Below are 17589 nucleotides of genomic sequence, written 5' to 3'. Positions count from 1 at the left end.
GTAAAATGAATAATTTAAATAAAGAAATATGGCATTGTCTTTTGCCATTAATCTTTACTTGCTCGATATTATCAGGTTGCGGTTCGAGTTCGGAATCGACACCAGACCCTGACCCGATAGCGCAAGTTGACACAACACCTGATGCATTTGTATTCCCAGCGGTTGTTGCCGCAGAACCGGCAACAACCGTATCAAGTAGTGTAGTAACGGTCACCGGATTAACAGCGTCGGCAGCTATTTCTATAACAGGCGGTGAATATGCTATCAGTGGTGGGGCATTAACTTCCACCGCGGGTGAAATTTCTAATGGTCAATCCGTAAACATTCAATTAACAAGCTCAGAGTTATTTGCAACAACGTCAAGCGCCACATTAACAATTGGCGGTGTCTCTGCAACCTTCCAAGTTACAACAAAAGCCGCACCAGCCAGTAATGTACAAGTCGACATTAACTTTGATACAAAGCATGTTGTAGGTGGCATTGACACATTTGATCGTAAAAAATTCATTACTATTCATGCTGACGTTACTGAAAATGACTGGAATGGCGGCGATGTTCATAGCCGCAATGCACCGAACGCTGATGCTGATGTAATGACAAACTTTTTGGAAGGATATGACGTTTATTTAGGTCGTAATACCGGCGCGATTGGGTGGCAATTAAGCCGCCTAAAAGAAGATGCATCCCGTCCGGGTTTTGTTGACGAAGCGCAGGCAAGCACATTTGGTAACGATACAAAATGGAGTTATTCAAACTCATCAACACAAAAGTCCAAAAACATACGAGCTCATGAACACCGTGCAACAGATATGATAATTGGTGCGCAACAACATCCATACTGGCCAGAAGGAACATTGACTGGACAAGGTTGGGCATTTTCACAAACTGACTCTGCGGACGAACCCCTCGGCACGGCAACAGGTCATTATATGGGGCAGTTTCTAGCTAAGTATTTTGATCAAAATCCTAACGATGCGCGTTTCGGCCAAATTAAACCCAAATTTGTCGAGGTTATGAACGAACCTTTATATGACCTTACCACAGTGCGTTCAGGCTCAGATCTAGTACCACCAGCCGACATTTTTAAATTTCATAATACGGTTGCCAATGAAATTAGAAAAACCAACAGTGATGTTCTTATCGGTGGCTACACCGTCGCGTTCCCTGATTTTGATAAAGACAATTTTTCGCGCTGGGAACAAAGAGACAAGCAGTTTATCGATATTGCAGGCGACAATATGGATTTTTATTCCATCCATTTATATGACTTCCCAGCCCATCAAAATCGTGAAAAATATCGCAAAGGCAGCAACTTAGAAGCGACATTCGATTTGATGGAACAATATACTCAAATGACACTAGGCGAAGTAAAGCCATTTATCGTTTCAGAATATGGTGCGGCTATTCACAGCATGTTTAACCAAGGTTGGAGTCCTCACCGTAATACCTTGCAATTACGCGCTATCAATTCCATGTTAATGGCATTTTTGGAACGTCCAAACCTCATCCTTAAAACCATCCCATTTAATGTGGTAAAAGCAGAATGGGGACGAACAACAGTTCCATACGGTCCGCGATTAATGGTTCAAAAGTTTGAACGTGAAGGCGCAGGGGCCGGCGACGAATGGGTATATTCCGATCTTGTTATGTTTTATCAACTTTGGTCAGATGTTAAAGGGACTCGGATAGACACTCACTCAAGCGACCCAGACGTTCTCGTCGATAGTTATGTTGACGACAATACCAGTTATGTGATCTTAAATAGTCTTGAGTTTGACGATGTTGAAATTGATCTAAACACATTTGGTTTAGCGTCAAACAATGTTACAGCTGTTGAAATTAAACATTTAAAAACAACCGATGCTGCCGATGTAGCCTCTGTTTTAGAAACCACTACATTAAATGAACTTCCGCAAAGTGTGGTTCTTGGCAGCGAAGCGACCATGATAATAAAGACAACATGGTCAGACGTTATCGCTCAAACAGAATGTAATAATGAAGCCAAATATTACGGAGATAAGGTCACCGTTGAAATCGAGAAAAATACGCCTATTACGTCAACCATTAACGATGTCGTTTTAGGTGAACAAGGCGAAGCGATATTACGAATTGGGCTTGCTCGAGATCACGGCAAGTCGTTATCACCCGTGGTAACCATTAATGGCACAACTGTTACAGTACCAAACGACTTTAGAGGATACGACCAAAAAAATGGGCGTAACCTAAGTGGTCGAGATAACTTTTACGGTGTAATTGAAGTACCCGTACCATATAATTTACTCTCAAAAAACAATGAGATAAGTGTCAATTTTACCGATGATGGTGGCAGAATGGCTTCCACAACGTTGATGGTATTTACGACCACTAAGGCACTGCCACGCAGTAATTAACTTTTTAATACAAACAAAACTCGTTCACTACCTCGCAGTGTGGACGAGCCCTTGTCTTCTAAGCCACCTGACGAACCCTCGCCCACCATTTCTAAAATAAAGCACCAACATATTAAATAATCTTACGGAGCCGGTAAGAGGTGTTACACTTCGCTTAATAGCCCAACTTCATGGCCTACTATGAAAGATTGTAACCAGTGTGGTAAATGTTGTATCAAATACGGTGATGGTGCGTTATCGGCCACTCAGGACGAAATCGATTTGTGGGAGATATTTAATCCCGAAATTTTTGAATTTGTGAAAAACGACGATATTTGGTTCGATCCCATTTCAGGCCAAAAACTCACCCGATGCCCATTCCTTGAAGTCGAAAGTAATGCCGACTTAAAAGCGCAACCGCCAACTCAAACAAAGTATACCTGCAGTATTTATCAGAATAGACCGGAAGATTGTCGCCATTATCCTAGTCTAATTGCTGAAATGATCAGAGATGAATGCGAGATGATTGAAATAACAGACTTGGACAAACCTATACAGGCCCAACAAAAACTCGATATTTTAATGCAAGATAGTCGTCCACCCTCTGGGACACAACGCTAGCCTAAAATTAACGCCCATCTAAAAATATACAGCCCGTAGGTAAAGATACCCCTGCGTGTTTTAGACATATGAATACAGAATTAAATTAAAGACACCATCTTTTGAATGTCGTGTGAAGTTCGTTTGATCCTTTGTTTGAACTAAAGGTCAGTATAACAAAATTAATGAACGCTGATTAAAAAGTGCCTATCTGACTTGTTTGTTTTGAAAACTGCAGTTTTTAAAATAACAATTTAAGACAATAAAAAAGGAGGCTATTAGGCCTCCTTATATTCATTGCGTCATCATTATTTTATATTTGACGCCTATGCTCTGCTTATGTACTACGACTAAAGAGGAACAACTTTATTAGCACAAGGGCCTTTTTGACCTTGGCCAACTTCAAATTCAACCGCTTGTCCGTCATTTAGTGTTGCGTAACCGCCACCACTTTGGATTTCTGAATGATGAACAAAAAGATCTTTACTACCGTCTTCTGGTGTAATAAATCCGAAACCTTTATCTGCATTGAACCACTTAACTGTACCTTTACTCATATTCTTCTCTTTAGTTTGATTGTCTTAATTTTCGCAATGTTTTGCGATTACATTATAACTGCCAAACGCCAAAGACACGAATAATAAAACCTATGTATTTAACGTCTGGTTGTTGAACGACTGATTTTTTTGTCATAATTTTCATAAGTCACTGAAAAATATAAATAAAAAATAAACCGGAATTAAAATAAAATATAGCAACATTAGAGCTCTTTATCAACAACTTTGCACTAATTGTTCGAATTACAAACAATCTTGGCAATTTATCTTCGACTTATTTTTCGCATCCAAGGCTGTTTGCACCATTAATTTGGGTAACCCAAGTAAATGCGTTGTCTAATAGTTGGCTGTAAATCTTGTCATCATAGACTCGATCGTGATGGCCAAGTGCCGAATAAACCGCTCTGCCCTTACCTATACACTTGCTCCAAATAATAGGATGCTGTTCTGGTTTACTCCCCATCCGCAGGTCACCTTTGGCTGGAAATTCATCAATATTGAGAACCGCAACATACGTAGACTCATCTACGCCCGCAAGTGGCGTCAAACCATAACTTTGTGGAACACCGTCGAATGAATACCATTCATCAAAAGCCATCCATGAGGCCGGAATACCTTTCATTACTGGGTGTTCGGCTGCCAAATTAACGACTTTAGCTTCCTGTAAATGAGGGTTGTTTGGGTGACCAATAAATTTAGGGCCAATTAACGTCGATTGATACCACTGCCAATCTTTCTGGGAGTGGTCACCCGAACCATGCAAACCAATCCATGCGCCCCCATTAGTTAACCAACGTTCAAATGATTGCTCTTGTTCTTTTGACAAAACATCGCCTGTCGCATTGTTAAAAACAACAACGTCGAACTTTTTTAAGTCTAGGTCGTTAAATATAGCGCCATTTGTCGTTGTGAAAATACCGTAGTTAAACTTTTGAGCAAGCCTGACAAAATGCAGATCCGCAGCAGCGATACCCTCGTTATGACGCCACTCATTGGTTTTAGAAAAAACCAAAACAGTAGGACTTTTGGTCCATTTACTTACTTTAGGTGGCGTATTGTCGTGAAGATGGTTTTCAACCACTTTGGTCTTCGTTGTCTCTAATTGAGTCGTTTTTTCTGAGCAGGCAACTACGCCAAAAACAACCGTAACTAAAGCGAGTAAACTTAATAAATTACCCTTTAATAAACGAGTTACTAACGGCTTAACCAATAAACGCATATTTTTCATTATCTACCCTGTCAAAATCTGTGTTGATTTAATAATAAAGACAGTCAACGCGCAAACAATAAACATTTCAATAGGTAGGTCTAAAAACAACATAGAGATAATAAAATTCGCAATTAAAATAAACGCACAGAGCGTTTGTGGTTAAATTTCGTTTGCATCTCTATGCTTGCGAGTTACCGACGGTAATTCATCGAAGAGCAATTTATATTGTTTACTGAAATAGCTATGATCGCTAAAACCTGAATTAAACCCAACGTCGGCGATAGGCGTTACAGTTTCTATTAACTGTTTGCGGGCATATTCGAGTCGGATCTGGGTGATAAATTGTTTTGGGGTTTTCTGTAAAAACTTTTTAAAACGACGTTCCAACGCACTAATAGATATATGTGCAGTATCTGCTAACTCTTGTATACAAATGTCCCGCGCGAAATTTTCTTTAATAAATTCTAAAGGCTTACGTATTGAGTGTAACTCAGGATAGGGCTCAACCTTATCGTGCAATATTCGAGTAATACCATATGAACCAATGATAACGTGTTGCTTATTATACAAAGGACGCTTGGAGGTGGAATACCAAGCAATATTGCCTCTTACATCCATATTCAGTTCTAATCTATTTGTCACCACGTCACCAAGAACAATTTTTTTATCATCAGTGACAAATTGTTTCGCCAGATGCCTAGGCGCAAAATCATAGTCTGTCTTATCTATTATTTGAGCGAGTGACTTTGCTCCCACGTGTTCGATAAAACGCAAATTACCGTATTTAACTTGGCCTTCAAAATTCTTTACCCAAAACAAGGTATTTGGCAATAAGTCAAACATCTCAAGCAACTGGGTTATATTTGCTTCCTGTAGAAATGGGTCATTATTAAGTCGTTCAATCGTTGACATAATTTAAAGTTCTTTTTTATTATTTTAGTTTATGCGCACTTATGCTGGCTACCTTAGAGCAGTCTTCAGCAAATTGCCATTAACCCATTAGTTGTTTTGTGATTGCTGCGGCTGTCGTCATTAGTTTTGCTTTTAAACTTTGAAAATCCGCAGCATGACAATCTAAAGGCTCGAGTGAAGAAACCGCTAACGACGCAATTATTTTCCCTTCAGCTTCGCCGATTAGAGTGGCCAATTCAAATACTCCCGGAGTAATCGTACTATTACCAACAAAATGCTTTTGCTTGCTGAAAGTCGCTAATTTAGTTTCAAATTCTGCCTTTTCATTAGACGAAGAATTAACAAAGTCATTGTCTCTTTGTAAAATCATGGCCTTCACTTGTTCATTGCTATTCGCCAATAATACCTGCCCTGAAATGCTTTTAACCGGATGAAACAAAGCACCCTCGCTAATATTCAACGAGACAGGCGAATGACTCCGAGCATGGACGAGAACCATAACCTGACTTTGATATAGGACACTTAAATGGCAGGACATACCAATATCAACGGCTAGGTCTTCCATATGAGGCAGAGCAACCTGGCGTATTTCGTCTATTGGTGAAATGGATCGCGACAAATTATAAAGTTTTAGCGACACGGAATACTTGCCAGATGACTCATCACGCGTTAAATATCCACGATGTTCTAAGCCAATTAAAACTCGATAGATTTCGTTGGCACTTCGCCCCAGCTGATGGGCAATCTCAGTTTGTGACTTGGGCGTAATTTGCGAGGCCAAAAATTCAAGCACATCAAGCGCCTTATCTAATGCAGGCACTGCATATTTGTTTTCATTTTTTTCTATCACGGAATTACCTTGTCTACTCTTCAATGCATAAACTTAAGCTGATGAAATTTATATTAAAAGCCAATATAAAATTTAACCCTTTAATTTGATGCCCAGTATTTTCTCACAACATAAAGTCGCACCATACCATTAAATCCTAATGCCCAACATAAATATTCATATAAAAATAACAACTTTGTATATAAATAACACTTGCACTTATCGAAAACCCAAGGCAGTATTGTTAACAATTAAACTTTACTAGGATCATATTATGTCATTAACATCTGCACAGTTGATTTTAACCGACCAACAAGTCACCGATTTTCACCGTGATGGCTATGTCATCGCTCGTGGTTTTTACAATAAAGAAGAAATTGCCCGTTTGCAGGACACCGCATTTAATGACAAAAATTTATATGCCAACGCCTGGGACAAAAAAGACGCCTCGGGCACAGTAAGTAAAGTGAGTTTATGGCAAGAACTTGGCGATGATTTTTACAGCATGTTTTCAAGAGGCCGCCGCTTGGTCGACTCTGTGGAGAAAATATTAGGCGAACCTGTATTTCACACTACTTCAAAAATCATGATGAAAGAACCCTATGTCGGAGGCGCGTGGGAGTGGCACCAAGACTATGGTTACTGGGCTAATGACAATTATCATTTATACCCGCGCCTTGTCAGTTGCATGATTGCAATAAACAAAGCGACAGTGGAAAACGGTTGTTTAGAAGTACTTAAAGGCTCGCATCATATTGGCCGAATCAATCATCTAAAAACAGGTGACCAAAAAGGCGCTGATATGGTATTTGTTGATGAAGCATTAAAACACCACGAGCTAATTAAAGTGGAGCTAGAGCCTGGAGACACGCTGTTTTTTCACTGCAATTTATTGCATAAGTCTAATCAAAATCGCTCGGCCGATCCGCGCTGGACACTGATACCTGCGTATTGTGCAAATAGTGCAAAACCGTTTAAAGAGAATTCTTTGGTTTATCGTCCACTAGAAAAAGTCGAAGACGACGCTATTTTAAACTGGCAACCATAGAGCCTAAATCATAAGTCATTAATCAGTGATAAACAGATACCTATTGATCTATCTTTAACATTAAGGAAAACATTGTAGGTCTGTATTCAACATTGGCGTTGTTGAGCTGTTACCCCAGCAACGCCATTTCAAACTAAATTCCAAAATCATTAATTCCAAAGTTTTCGCTGCTAATTACAGGCCATATTCAGCTGTGATCTGATCGTAAATTTTAAATCGTTCGGGTTTGGCCGTGTACACATTGCCGTTAATTGTAAACATCGACTCGCCCCATTCCCCCGACAAAGCTGGTTCCCAAAAAAACGTCCCCGCCCCCTTTGAGTTTGGCAGTTGGTACATAATGTCGTTTAACAATTTTATCTCAGGGTTGTATTCAACAATTGAAAATTGCAGATCAGGTAATGCTGTTGCAAACTTATCAAATGTCGACTTCCATTTAACCGAAGGTCCTTGCCATTTTTCATAAGCGGATAGACCAAGCACATCAAATCGTACATCGCGAGAAGTGGCGTTTTGTACCCAACTCAACACCCCTTCAGGGTCACCGGTGTTTTCTACATGCAACATAACCTCAATGTTAGGGTCAACATCGTCAACGGCCTTAATCCCTGCTTTTAACAAGCTAGCTAAATTATCCCAATTCGCTGTGCTGCCATTTACATTTGGACTAATAATTGAGTTGTTGCCATAACAGTCGGTCTTCTCTGTCGGAATATGGACCATCATTCCGTGGGTAATTTCGTTGCCAACCTGAACCATATCTGGTGTAGCGCCAAGTTGTTTTAAGGCGTTTAAAACATCAAAAGTGTACTCTTCAACTACCGCAGACAGCTCGTTTATCGTCGTTAGATGTCGCCACTCCTGCGGAATAACTTGTTTGTTGGGATCTGCCCAAGTATCGCTGTAATGGAAATCGAGAAGTAATTTCATCCCTGATGTTTTTACGCGTTGTGCTAACGCGACAATATGGTTTTTATCGTTGTATGCTTTTGATTTTCCACTGCACCACTGTCCATCGTCTGACGCATACCCGTAATCTGTTGTTGGGTTAACAAAGGTGCGCAAGCGGATATAATTAAAGCCATGTGACTTCAGTAAATCCAACAAGCTTTTTTCGATGCCGTCAGTGTCGATAAAAGTAACTCCGTTGTCCTCAAGTTCCTTTAAGCTTGAAATATCGGCCCCGAGTATATAGTTGTCCGTCGTTCGTGGCGCAACCGCCGAATCTTTATTTTCAGTAGGGGATGGCTCTAACGTCTGATGGTTTTGAGAATTTTCACACCCAAAACTCAACGCCATAATAAAAAACATAAGGCTGCCCTTAAGCAACCGTAATTGAAATCGTTCACGTGTGTTAATCACAATATTCACCTAATTTAACTGAATTCCAACATCGGGATAACTCAGTTCTGCTGTCTGATTTGTCGCTCTACTAATCTGTGGGCGACAAAGGGTCGGTTATTTATTCTGGAGTTTGTTCTGACACTGCCGCGACTGAATCTCGCTCTACAATGTTGGCAACAAACAAATGGGTTTGATTTGTCGCTTTGTGTTTTGGATCGCTCAGTTTTAACGCCAAATTTGCCGCGTAGTCGGCCATTTCTTCAATTGGGTAGTGCATTGTCGTTAGTTTGGGACGACAAGAACGTGCCACAATTAAATCATCAAAACCGATAACTGAAACATCTTCAGGCACCCGCAATCCTGCATCGAATAATGCGTGAATTGCCCCAATCGCCATTAGGTCGTTGTACGCCAGAAGTGCGGTAAACTTTCGGTCATTTTGTAATAACGTTTTGACTGCTTGTTCGCCGCCTTCTATGTTTGCTGTGGACTCTTCAATATTGTCCGGGGATAACATCAAATCATGTTCTTTAAGAGTACGTGTAATTCCTTCAATTCGACTGCCGGGATCGCGATTTTGGTAAATACTGGTCACCACAGCAAATTCTTGATGCCCTTTCTCCACCAAATATTCGGTGGCTTCCTGAGCACCTGATACGTTATCTAACCAAACGCAACGATTAGCAATTTGTGGAATATAGCGATTTAGAATCACCAATCCTGGGATTTGTTTAGCCAGCTTAATTAAGGTTTTTTCATCAGAGTATTCGGAGTGTAAAATTATGGCATCACAGTTGTGCTCTCTAAGAGACTCAATGGCATCTAACTCAGACTGTGTTTCATAAAGGGAATTACTCATTAATAATTTACAATTATTTTCGCGTGCAGCTTTTTCGACGCCACTGGCCAAGGTGCCAAAAAAGGTCATCGATAACTTAGGCGTTACCACACCTATGGTATTTGTGGTTTTACCCGCCAATGCACTGGCATTAACGTTTGGTCGATAATTAAGTTCTTTTATTACTTTTTTAACTCGCGCACGACACGCATCCCCGACCTGCCCACCGTCGTGGATAACTCTAGAAACGGTTGCTGTTGAAACGCCCGCAATTTTAGCAACGTCTTTTATTGTAGCCATATCCTGTGCTCTACCTTGTATTCTAACTTTGCATCAATTCCAGAGGATCAAACTGGTCAATTGATTGGTCAGTTGATTAGTCATAAATCGACTAATCATTTGATAAATTTAAATAGACCCATAATAGAATAATCTGCTGTTTATTCCTATATTCAGTCTCAATGAAAAACCGTTTAAGTACTTATACTTAACTACTAACACGGCCTATTTTAATGCCTAGTAATGCGAGTCATTTCGACATCGAAGCCATGCCATTTATTAAGCTCTTTATTTGAATATTTTGCTGTATCGTGTTGTCTTACTCACCGCTTAATCCCCGCGAACGACAATTAGTTTGACGGCTCTTGTTACCACCATGTCGTATAAAGAGCGATTAAAATGAGCGTGACTAAAAGCGCCGAAATATTGAAATTTGATTGTGTTTTAAAGTCGACATCATTTAGATCAACTGCATTTTTGTGTTCTTCTGGTTTTTCCACCAAAGTCACTAAAATAGCTAATGCCATACAACTAATAAACACTAAGCCCACTCGGTCCATAAACGGCACCTCCGGCATTATCATTTTAAATGCCAATGAAATAGCGGCGGAACCTATCGTTGCGGCAAGCGCAGCATTAGCAGTCGTTTTTTTCCAAAACATACCGAGTAAAAACAGCACAACAATTCCTGGGGTAAAGAAGCCGGTAAATTCTTGAATATATTGGAATGCTTGGTCAAATTTACCGAGTAAAGGTTGTGCAGTGACTAACGCAACAATAAGCGCGACTAAGCTAACAATTCTGCCGACTTTAACGTAATGACCTTGAGTGCAGTCAGGACGACGTGGCTTATATAAGTCCATGGTAAAAATAGTTGCAACACTGTTGGTCATCGACGCTAAACTCGACAATATGGCCGCAACAAGCGCAGCAAATATAAGTCCTTTTAAACCGACTGGCATCAAGTTCATCAACTCTGGATAAGCTTGGTCGGGTTTTGCTAAGTCAGGTAAAATTAGTACGGCGGCGATGCCTGGTAAAACCACGATTACCGGCATTAACAACTTTAAAAATGCGGCAAAAGCAATTCCCTTTTGTGCCTCGGCTAAGTCTTTCGCCGCTAATGTTCGTTGGATAATATATTGATTAAATCCCCAATAAGATAAGTTCATGATCCACATTCCACCAACCAACACACTCAATCCAGGTAGGTTGACGTAATGAGGGCTATCCGGCGTTAATATCATGTCGAATTTTTCTGGCAACTCGCTCGATAAACGGTCAAATCCTGCAATAATCCCCTGTCCGTCGCCAATTAAATTCAACGACATATACGACAAAAACAACCCACCAGCGATGAGCAGAACAACTTGAATGATGTCCGTAAAGGCAACCGCTTTTAAGCCACCATATAGCGAATAAGTCAGTGAAAGTGCCGCTAACAAAATCATGCAATATGTTAAATCCAGTCCCGTTAGGGTGTTAATTGCTAGAGCACCTAACCACAGGACGGCCGTTAGATTGACAAAGACATAAACCGCTAACCAAAATATTGCCATTGTGGTTTTTACCCGACTATCAAATCGCTGTTCTAAAAACTGCGGCATAGTGTAGATTTTACGTTTCAAAAATATCGGTAAAAAGTATTTGCCAACAATGATCAAAGTGATGGCTGCCATCCATTCGTAGGATGCAATAGCTAAACCTAATACATAGCCCGAACCAGACATACCGATTATTTGTTCTGCTGATATATTGGCCGCAATGAGGGAGGCACCAATAGCCCACCAAGGTAAACTGTGGCCTGCTAAAAAATAGTCATCTGTGTTTTTGTCGTGGCCCGCTTTCTCGCGGGACACGTAAAATGCAACGGCGATTAAACCGAGCACATAGACGACAAATATCGCCAAATCTATTGGGTTGAGTGTCATTTTTCCACCTAAAAATGTATATCGGTAGTCGCAAATCGCCACTACCAAAGTCAATGTGTTACTAAAATAGAATTGATTTAACTGTGTTTATTATTCTTGTTCAGCCAAATGGGCGAGACGAAATATCGCAGACTCAATACCCAGTTTGTCAGCACTTACTTCAACTGCTGCGCCTTTTAAACTATTACCTATACGTAATAAGATAGTTGCAACACCTTGTTCAGTTAACGACGTTTCTTGACCAACGATTTCAATATCACCGACAGTATTGAACGTCACTTCTTGATTGTTTAACGGCACAGGGTTACCGGAGTCATCAATCAACTGTGCGTAAACAAATACTAAATCCTGACCATTTTTAGCCATTTCCTGTCCGCTAATGTCTAACGTTAATTCGACCCCTGTCGCTTTTCCAGGGGTGCTTACACGGTGACGTGTAACTTCCTTACCATTAATGAATCCTTTTGCGATTAACGTACCTGCTTTAAATTGATCCAAATTGAATTCAAATGGTGGATGCGGAAGATGTGTTGAATATTTATTTTTAGTCGGCTTTTTCGTCGCGAGCAATTTTCCATTTAGCCATAATTCAACTGTATCTGTATTACTGAAAACCCGAACTTTCGGTGATGATGACTTACGCCATTCACTGGCAATAAATACCATAGGTCCCGCATCGTATTCGGCAAATCCTTGGTCTTTAACAAAATAGTCTGGGTCACGTTGACTTTGATAAAAATAGTAACTGTATTTAGGCACTCTAAAGATACTCATGATGCCCGAGGCTTCTAAGTCATCTGTGTACCCTCGGTTGTAGTCGAACATCACCCAATACCCGTCAGAGAACGCAGGGGTATTCGCTAAGTTGTCATTATGAGCTTCTTGTAGATTGCGAGCCTGTTGCAATAAACGACTTTCACCGGCACTTAATAATTGTCGTGAAGTGCGCTCTTCTTTTTTCAAATTACCCCATGCATCTTGGTTTAAGCCTGCATTTTGAGCGTAGTATTCCCAATCACCATACTCCGAAACATTGTATGGTTGAGTCGGTGTCTCATAGTGGCGTAGTCTATGTTGGCGAGCTTGAAGATATAGGTCATAACCATGTTGCCACCCAGCTGAAAAGGCACCTGGGTATTCTTGATGAACAGTGTCATGTAAGTCTTTTACAAATGACTTAGGCATAGCAGATTCGTTTAATGAACACTCCCAAGCAAGTACACTGGCGTGATTTCGATCTCGTCTGATTAAGTCGGCACATGTATTGATAATTTGGGTTTTAAATTCTGGTGATTCTAAATAATATTGCCAGCCTAAAACCGCATTGACCAACACTAATCCCAGTTCATCCGCAGCATCCATGAATGCTGGTGAATGTGGATAATGAGACAAGCGAACGTAATCAAAACCGGCAGACTTAATTTTCACTGCATCGCGATAGTCTGCTTGTTTCGATGTCGCGTACCCGACATAGGGGTATTCTTGGTGACGGTTAACCCCTCGCAAAAATGTTTTTTCACCATTAATCAAGAGTTGGTGCTGGGCGTCAAATTCAAACTTACGGATCCCAACTCGAGTCGTCTTAGATTCAATTAATCGGTCAGCGACAAACACATCAGTTTGTAGCTCATATAGATGAGGGGTCTTCGGGCTCCACAGCAGTGCAGAGGTAACGTCGAGCTGCTGTTCAATTTGACGATTTTTATTAGCCGCCAATAAAATATGTTGTTGGGTATTGGACGTAATGAGCTTGTGTTTGTAATACAAACTTTGTGTAACAGAAACGTCTTGATTTGACTCCAACTTATTTGTTAGATGGGTTTTAACAGACACAATAGAACGAGATTTAGATACTTCAGGAAAAGTAACAAAAATACCGCCACTCGCTGGCGTATTCGCCAAAATAGGATCGGTAATGTGGACCTTATTACGGACTAATAAGTTCACATCTCGATACAAGCCACCGTAAGTATTAAAATCTAATATTTTTAGCGGTTTAGGGCCAATTATCGGATTATCAACATTATGTAGTACCACTTTTAATGTGTTAGCCGATTGGCTATTAAGTAAATTGGTTACGTCAAAAGTAAATGGCAAATAACCACCTAGATGCTCACCTAATTTTGTTCCATTTAGCCAAACTTCTGCATGATTCATCGCCGCTTCAAAACGAATGTAAAGCGCCTTGTCCTGCCATTCTGGATCAAACTGAATGACTTTAATATACTCTGACGTGCCCTGCCATTGGTCGTTTACAATCAAAGGTTCAACTTTTGGTGTATGGGGCAAATTAACTTTGATAGCCGTTTTGTCGACCTCATTGCCACTGATCCGTTTAAAACTCCACCCTTGATTTAGGCTAACGTCTTTAGCTGATGCAGCGTGGAGCTGGGCCGCAAAAAGCGACAATTGAAAAATAATTAAGAAAGTAAAAAACTTACCAATAAGTGATTTAAACACGAAATACCCCTTCAGGCTAAAATTCTGTAAATACTTGTAACGCTGCAATCAGTCTACTCGCCTATGCGTCTGTTAATAATATAAATGTTGGTTTAATTAAAGGCGCGGCATTTCCGCGCCCGTGTTTTCAGCTAAAGTGTAAGTTGGAATCCAAATAGAATACGACGCCCCCACTCTACGTTATTTGCAGGTTTTGAGTAGTCGTTGTCCCAGTAGTTTTCCGACGCTTCATTTGTTAAATTTTGAGCTTGTAATGTCAGTTTCAGATTATCTAAAACTTGATATCCAATACTTGCATCAATGGTCGTTTCAGCCGCATTTAAATTAACTTGCGATGGCAACCAACTGTTAATGCCGGTAAATTCACTTCGATAGTTATATGAAATACGTGCGTCAAAATTATCTTTTTCATACCATAACGTTACACTCGCTATGTTTTTAGACAAACCGCCTAAATTATAAGGGTTATTAGTCGGTTTAAATTCCATGACTTCACTGTCTGTATATGAGTAGTTGGCGAATATACCTAAGCCGTTAAATGGTGCTGGTAACATATCAAGTTTTTGTTGATATAACACTTCGATTCCCTTGATAGTCCCTCCATCACCATTGACGGTTCCCGTATACTGGTAAGTCTCACCATCTAAATTCACAGTACCTTCTGACAAACCAATATGCGACTCTAAATCTTTTATGAAAAAGTTAATGGTTGCGGCGGAATTGTCCCCCCAAAAATATTCGTAACCTAGGTCAACTTGATTTGCAATATACGGGTCTAATGTTGGATTCCCGCCATTGGCGGTAGGTGGTAATGACGTATTGTCTAAGGAAAAACCGGTTCTCATTTCTAACAATGGTGGACGCGCCATTGTGCGAGCCATACCAAAGCGAATTTGAGAGTCGTCCGTAATGTTAAACAACATATTTAACGATGGTAAAAATTCAGAATAATCGTGGTCAACTGAAATCGGGTTGATGTCACCCCAGTTGGTTTGTTCATGCCCGGTAGATGTAACTTCTGTTTTGGCGTAACGTAATCCAACATTTCCTGAGAAGGGAATATCACCTAACTCGCCAGACATTGTCACCATCACATAAGCAGCCGTGTTCGTCTCATTCAATTCCCAGGAGGCCAATTGATCTTTGTTGCTTCTATCGCCAGGGTTGGTATAACCCCCAAATGCAACATTTGCAACGTTTGTCCAGTCAGCAAAGGTATAAATTGCAGGAACATTAAAACCGCCTCCAATATCATAACTTGTGCCGAAATCGGTTAGTCCATGGTCTTGTTTCGCTAGACGTTCCCAGTCATGGATTTGATCATTGATTTTTGTTCTGTCGGTGAAACGGCCACCAAAGCTAAACGTTTCAACTATGCCCCACTCAACATCGCGCACAAAGTCTAAATTGATGTTGTGCATTTCATCGGTGAGCTCTTTGTCACCTTCGCCATTCATTGCCGCGGGGGTAAATTCTTGACTGGTAATTTCCCACACACCTGGTGATGTTTCTGACCATACATCCGCTACCGCGCCGAGCGCATAACTGTCCGGGTTACTAATGTCTCCATTTAGCACCAATATCTCTGCTGCATTGGTATCTTCAACGTTAAATCCAAGTTCATAAGCGTCACCTACATATACAGGATCAATATCGACCCAAACTGAATTGATGCTCGCTTCAGAGTAACCAATGTCGGCTTTTATTGTCCAAATATCGCCAATATGGGTGACCTTCAAACCTGTGCTTAGCATTTCGTTTTGTTGGAACCAAGTAGGAACAGATACATCGATTCCGCCCCATTGACTCCCCGCGACTAACTGTTCTGTGCCGTCAGCATGTGGAATTATTTTATACGAACCATTGCGATATGCATCGGCGGCCCAACCTCCCTCCGGTGCAGAAGAATCCCACCAGTTGCCTAAATCACCCGGTCCCATTTGGTCATCACGTTCTTCAATATCAAATTTTGAGTAGAACATATCGCCTTTAATGGTAAGGCTGTCCGAAGGACGCCATTCTGCAATTAATAATCCCCCAGTACGTTCATTACTACCGCGTTTACTCTTAGCCATTACGCCCCAGGGCGCATGTTCTGAAATACCGTTGCCATTAATGTCGCCACGGTTACCGCCATTATTGTAATTCCATGACTCTACACCGCGTTCCATTGATGGTTGATCTTGATACGTTAATCCAATTGCAACACCAAATGTTTCTGTCCATTGGTCTACATAACTGATATTCCCTTTAACCCCTGTTCCATTTTCCCCTGGTAAGTCGTCACCTAGGCTGTTTTTCATTACGTTGCCGCTAATCGCAACGGTACGTTTATCTTTAGACAACGGGCTAACGAAGTTCATGTTAACTAAGCCTGAAATTCCACCTTCTGCTAGATTAGCCATTGGGCTTTTATATACTTCAACTGAATCAATTAATTCAGCAGGAAATTGCTCAAATCGTACGTCGCGACTTGGTTCAGACGACACTATTTCACGGTTATTCATCGTTGCTATGTTTAATCGTGGCCCCATTCCGCGAATGGAGATTCGACTCGCGTTTCCACGATCTCGAGAGGCTGCAATGCCCGGTAATCTAACAAGAGAGTCAGTAATACTAACATCTGGCAAAACGCCTAAGTCATCGGCGGAAATGATTTCGACCACGGTTTCTGAATAACGCTTTTCTCTTAACGCTTTCCCGAGTGATCCGCTAAACCCTTTAATTTCAATGATTTCTATGTCATTACCGGTTGACTCTGCTTTCTCCGCTGCAAATACTGTGTGAGCACTGATCCCTTGCGTAACAGCAAGTGCGACCAAAGTGGATTTGAACAAATTGTTCATGATATTTCCCCATTGTTAATTCTTATTCTGATTTAATTTTTGTCTTACGCAAGTGACGCTTTTTATTTGCTCGTTTTTAAATTTTCAGGTTCAAAAAAAGCAACTTCCCATCGATGTATGGCGTATTTATAACAATCAAGGTAAACGTTTACCACCATTATTTTAAACAAAGATCGACATTAAATTACAAATAATTGTTTTAATTGTATATTTTAAAGGTAAGCGGTTACCTAAAATCAAATAAAAATTTACAAACAACACTAAAGTGAGGTTTTCAATCAGCAGAAGATTTGATCAAAATCAGAGTATGTCATCGACAAATATGTAAATTATTCGGTAATTTTCTGACCAAATTGTCAATATTAG

General features: G+C 40.5%; 12 protein-coding genes. 3 read left to right on the top strand and 9 right to left on the bottom strand.

Annotated features, from left to right (window positions below; all coding sequences use genetic code 11):
• The first annotated feature begins 5 nt into the window (after positions 1-5).
• Positions 6-2390 (top strand): hypothetical protein, encoded by a 2385-nt coding sequence (locus KO525_RS19320; protein WP_215965473.1) that lies wholly within the window; start codon positions 6-8, stop codon positions 2388-2390.
• Positions 2391-2570: 180 nt separating this feature from the next.
• Positions 2571-2990, top strand: coding sequence for a YkgJ family cysteine cluster protein (locus tag KO525_RS19315; RefSeq protein ID WP_215965472.1), 420 nt, complete (start codon positions 2571-2573; stop codon positions 2988-2990).
• 329 nt (positions 2991-3319) lie between these two features.
• Here the strand turns inward: KO525_RS19315 and KO525_RS19310 are convergent, their stop codons facing one another.
• The 4 genes from KO525_RS19310 to KO525_RS19295 form a co-directional block, all read right to left on the bottom strand.
• Positions 3320-3526, bottom strand: coding sequence for a cold-shock protein (locus KO525_RS19310; RefSeq protein ID WP_215965471.1), 207 nt, complete (start codon positions 3524-3526; stop codon positions 3320-3322).
• A gap of 274 nt (positions 3527-3800) precedes the next feature.
• Positions 3801-4754 (bottom strand): ThuA domain-containing protein, encoded by a 954-nt coding sequence (locus tag KO525_RS19305; RefSeq protein ID WP_215965470.1) that lies wholly within the window; start codon positions 4752-4754, stop codon positions 3801-3803.
• A gap of 141 nt (positions 4755-4895) precedes the next feature.
• Positions 4896-5648 carry a helix-turn-helix domain-containing protein gene (locus tag KO525_RS19300; RefSeq protein ID WP_215965469.1) on the bottom strand — a complete coding sequence of 251 codons (753 nt, stop codon included), beginning with the start codon at positions 5646-5648 and terminating at the stop codon, positions 4896-4898.
• Between the two features lie 79 nt (positions 5649-5727).
• A complete protein-coding gene (locus KO525_RS19295) occupies positions 5728-6498 on the bottom strand; it encodes an IclR family transcriptional regulator (protein ID WP_215965468.1) in 771 nt (256 codons plus the stop codon).
• A gap of 253 nt (positions 6499-6751) precedes the next feature.
• On the opposite strand from KO525_RS19295, the gene KO525_RS19290 reads away from it, so the two are divergent.
• Positions 6752-7525: a phytanoyl-CoA dioxygenase family protein gene (locus KO525_RS19290; RefSeq protein ID WP_215965467.1), complete on the top strand. Its 774-nt coding sequence runs from the start codon at positions 6752-6754 to the stop codon at positions 7523-7525.
• Positions 7526-7699: 174 nt separating this feature from the next.
• Here KO525_RS19290 and KO525_RS19285 read toward each other — a convergent pair whose 3' ends face one another.
• The 5 genes from KO525_RS19285 to KO525_RS19265 all read right to left on the bottom strand — a co-directional run bounded on the left by KO525_RS19285 (position 7700) and on the right by KO525_RS19265 (position 17223).
• On the bottom strand, positions 7700-8887 hold the full coding sequence (locus KO525_RS19285; protein WP_215965466.1) for a glycosyl hydrolase 53 family protein: 1188 nt from the start codon (positions 8885-8887) through the stop codon (positions 7700-7702).
• Between the two features lie 100 nt (positions 8888-8987).
• Positions 8988-10007 (bottom strand): LacI family DNA-binding transcriptional regulator, encoded by a 1020-nt coding sequence (locus KO525_RS19280; protein WP_215965465.1) that lies wholly within the window; start codon positions 10005-10007, stop codon positions 8988-8990.
• 347 nt (positions 10008-10354) lie between these two features.
• Positions 10355-11917, bottom strand: coding sequence for a sodium/sugar symporter (locus tag KO525_RS19275; protein ID WP_215965464.1), 1563 nt, complete (start codon positions 11915-11917; stop codon positions 10355-10357).
• A 90-nt stretch (positions 11918-12007) separates the two neighbouring features.
• Positions 12008-14377, bottom strand: a complete 2370-nt coding sequence (locus KO525_RS19270) for a glycoside hydrolase family 2 TIM barrel-domain containing protein (protein ID WP_368668241.1) — start codon at positions 14375-14377, stop codon at positions 12008-12010.
• A gap of 131 nt (positions 14378-14508) precedes the next feature.
• Positions 14509-17223 (bottom strand): TonB-dependent receptor, encoded by a 2715-nt coding sequence (locus KO525_RS19265; protein WP_215965463.1) that lies wholly within the window; start codon positions 17221-17223, stop codon positions 14509-14511.
• Positions 17224-17589 lie beyond the last annotated feature (366 nt).

Source organism: Psychrosphaera sp. B3R10 (genome assembly GCF_018861025.1).
Taxonomy (GTDB): domain Bacteria; phylum Pseudomonadota; class Gammaproteobacteria; order Enterobacterales; family Alteromonadaceae; genus Psychrosphaera; species Psychrosphaera algicola.
The sequence above is the reverse complement of the archived record's forward strand: the minus strand, read 5'-3'. Positions and strand labels throughout refer to the sequence as shown.

Bases quoted from the DNA above. Each gene is read 5' to 3' on its own strand.
- KO525_RS19275 (WP_215965464.1), bottom strand. From the start codon at position 11,917: ATGACACTCAACCCAATAGATTTGGCGATATTTGTCGTCTATGTGCTC.
- KO525_RS19310 (WP_215965471.1), bottom strand. From the start codon at position 3,526: ATGAGTAAAGGTACAGTTAAGTGGTTCAATGCAGATAAAGGTTTCGGA.
- KO525_RS19280 (WP_215965465.1), bottom strand. From the start codon at position 10,007: ATGGCTACAATAAAAGACGTTGCTAAAATTGCGGGCGTTTCAACAGCA.
- KO525_RS19315 (WP_215965472.1), top strand. From the start codon at position 2,571: ATGAAAGATTGTAACCAGTGTGGTAAATGTTGTATCAAATACGGTGAT.
- KO525_RS19300 (WP_215965469.1), bottom strand. From the start codon at position 5,648: ATGTCAACGATTGAACGACTTAATAATGACCCATTTCTACAGGAAGCA.
- KO525_RS19320 (WP_215965473.1), top strand. From the start codon at position 6: ATGAATAATTTAAATAAAGAAATATGGCATTGTCTTTTGCCATTAATC.
- KO525_RS19290 (WP_215965467.1), top strand. From the start codon at position 6,752: ATGTCATTAACATCTGCACAGTTGATTTTAACCGACCAACAAGTCACC.
- KO525_RS19265 (WP_215965463.1), bottom strand. From the start codon at position 17,223: ATGAACAATTTGTTCAAATCCACTTTGGTCGCACTTGCTGTTACGCAA.
- KO525_RS19305 (WP_215965470.1), bottom strand. From the start codon at position 4,754: ATGAAAAATATGCGTTTATTGGTTAAGCCGTTAGTAACTCGTTTATTA.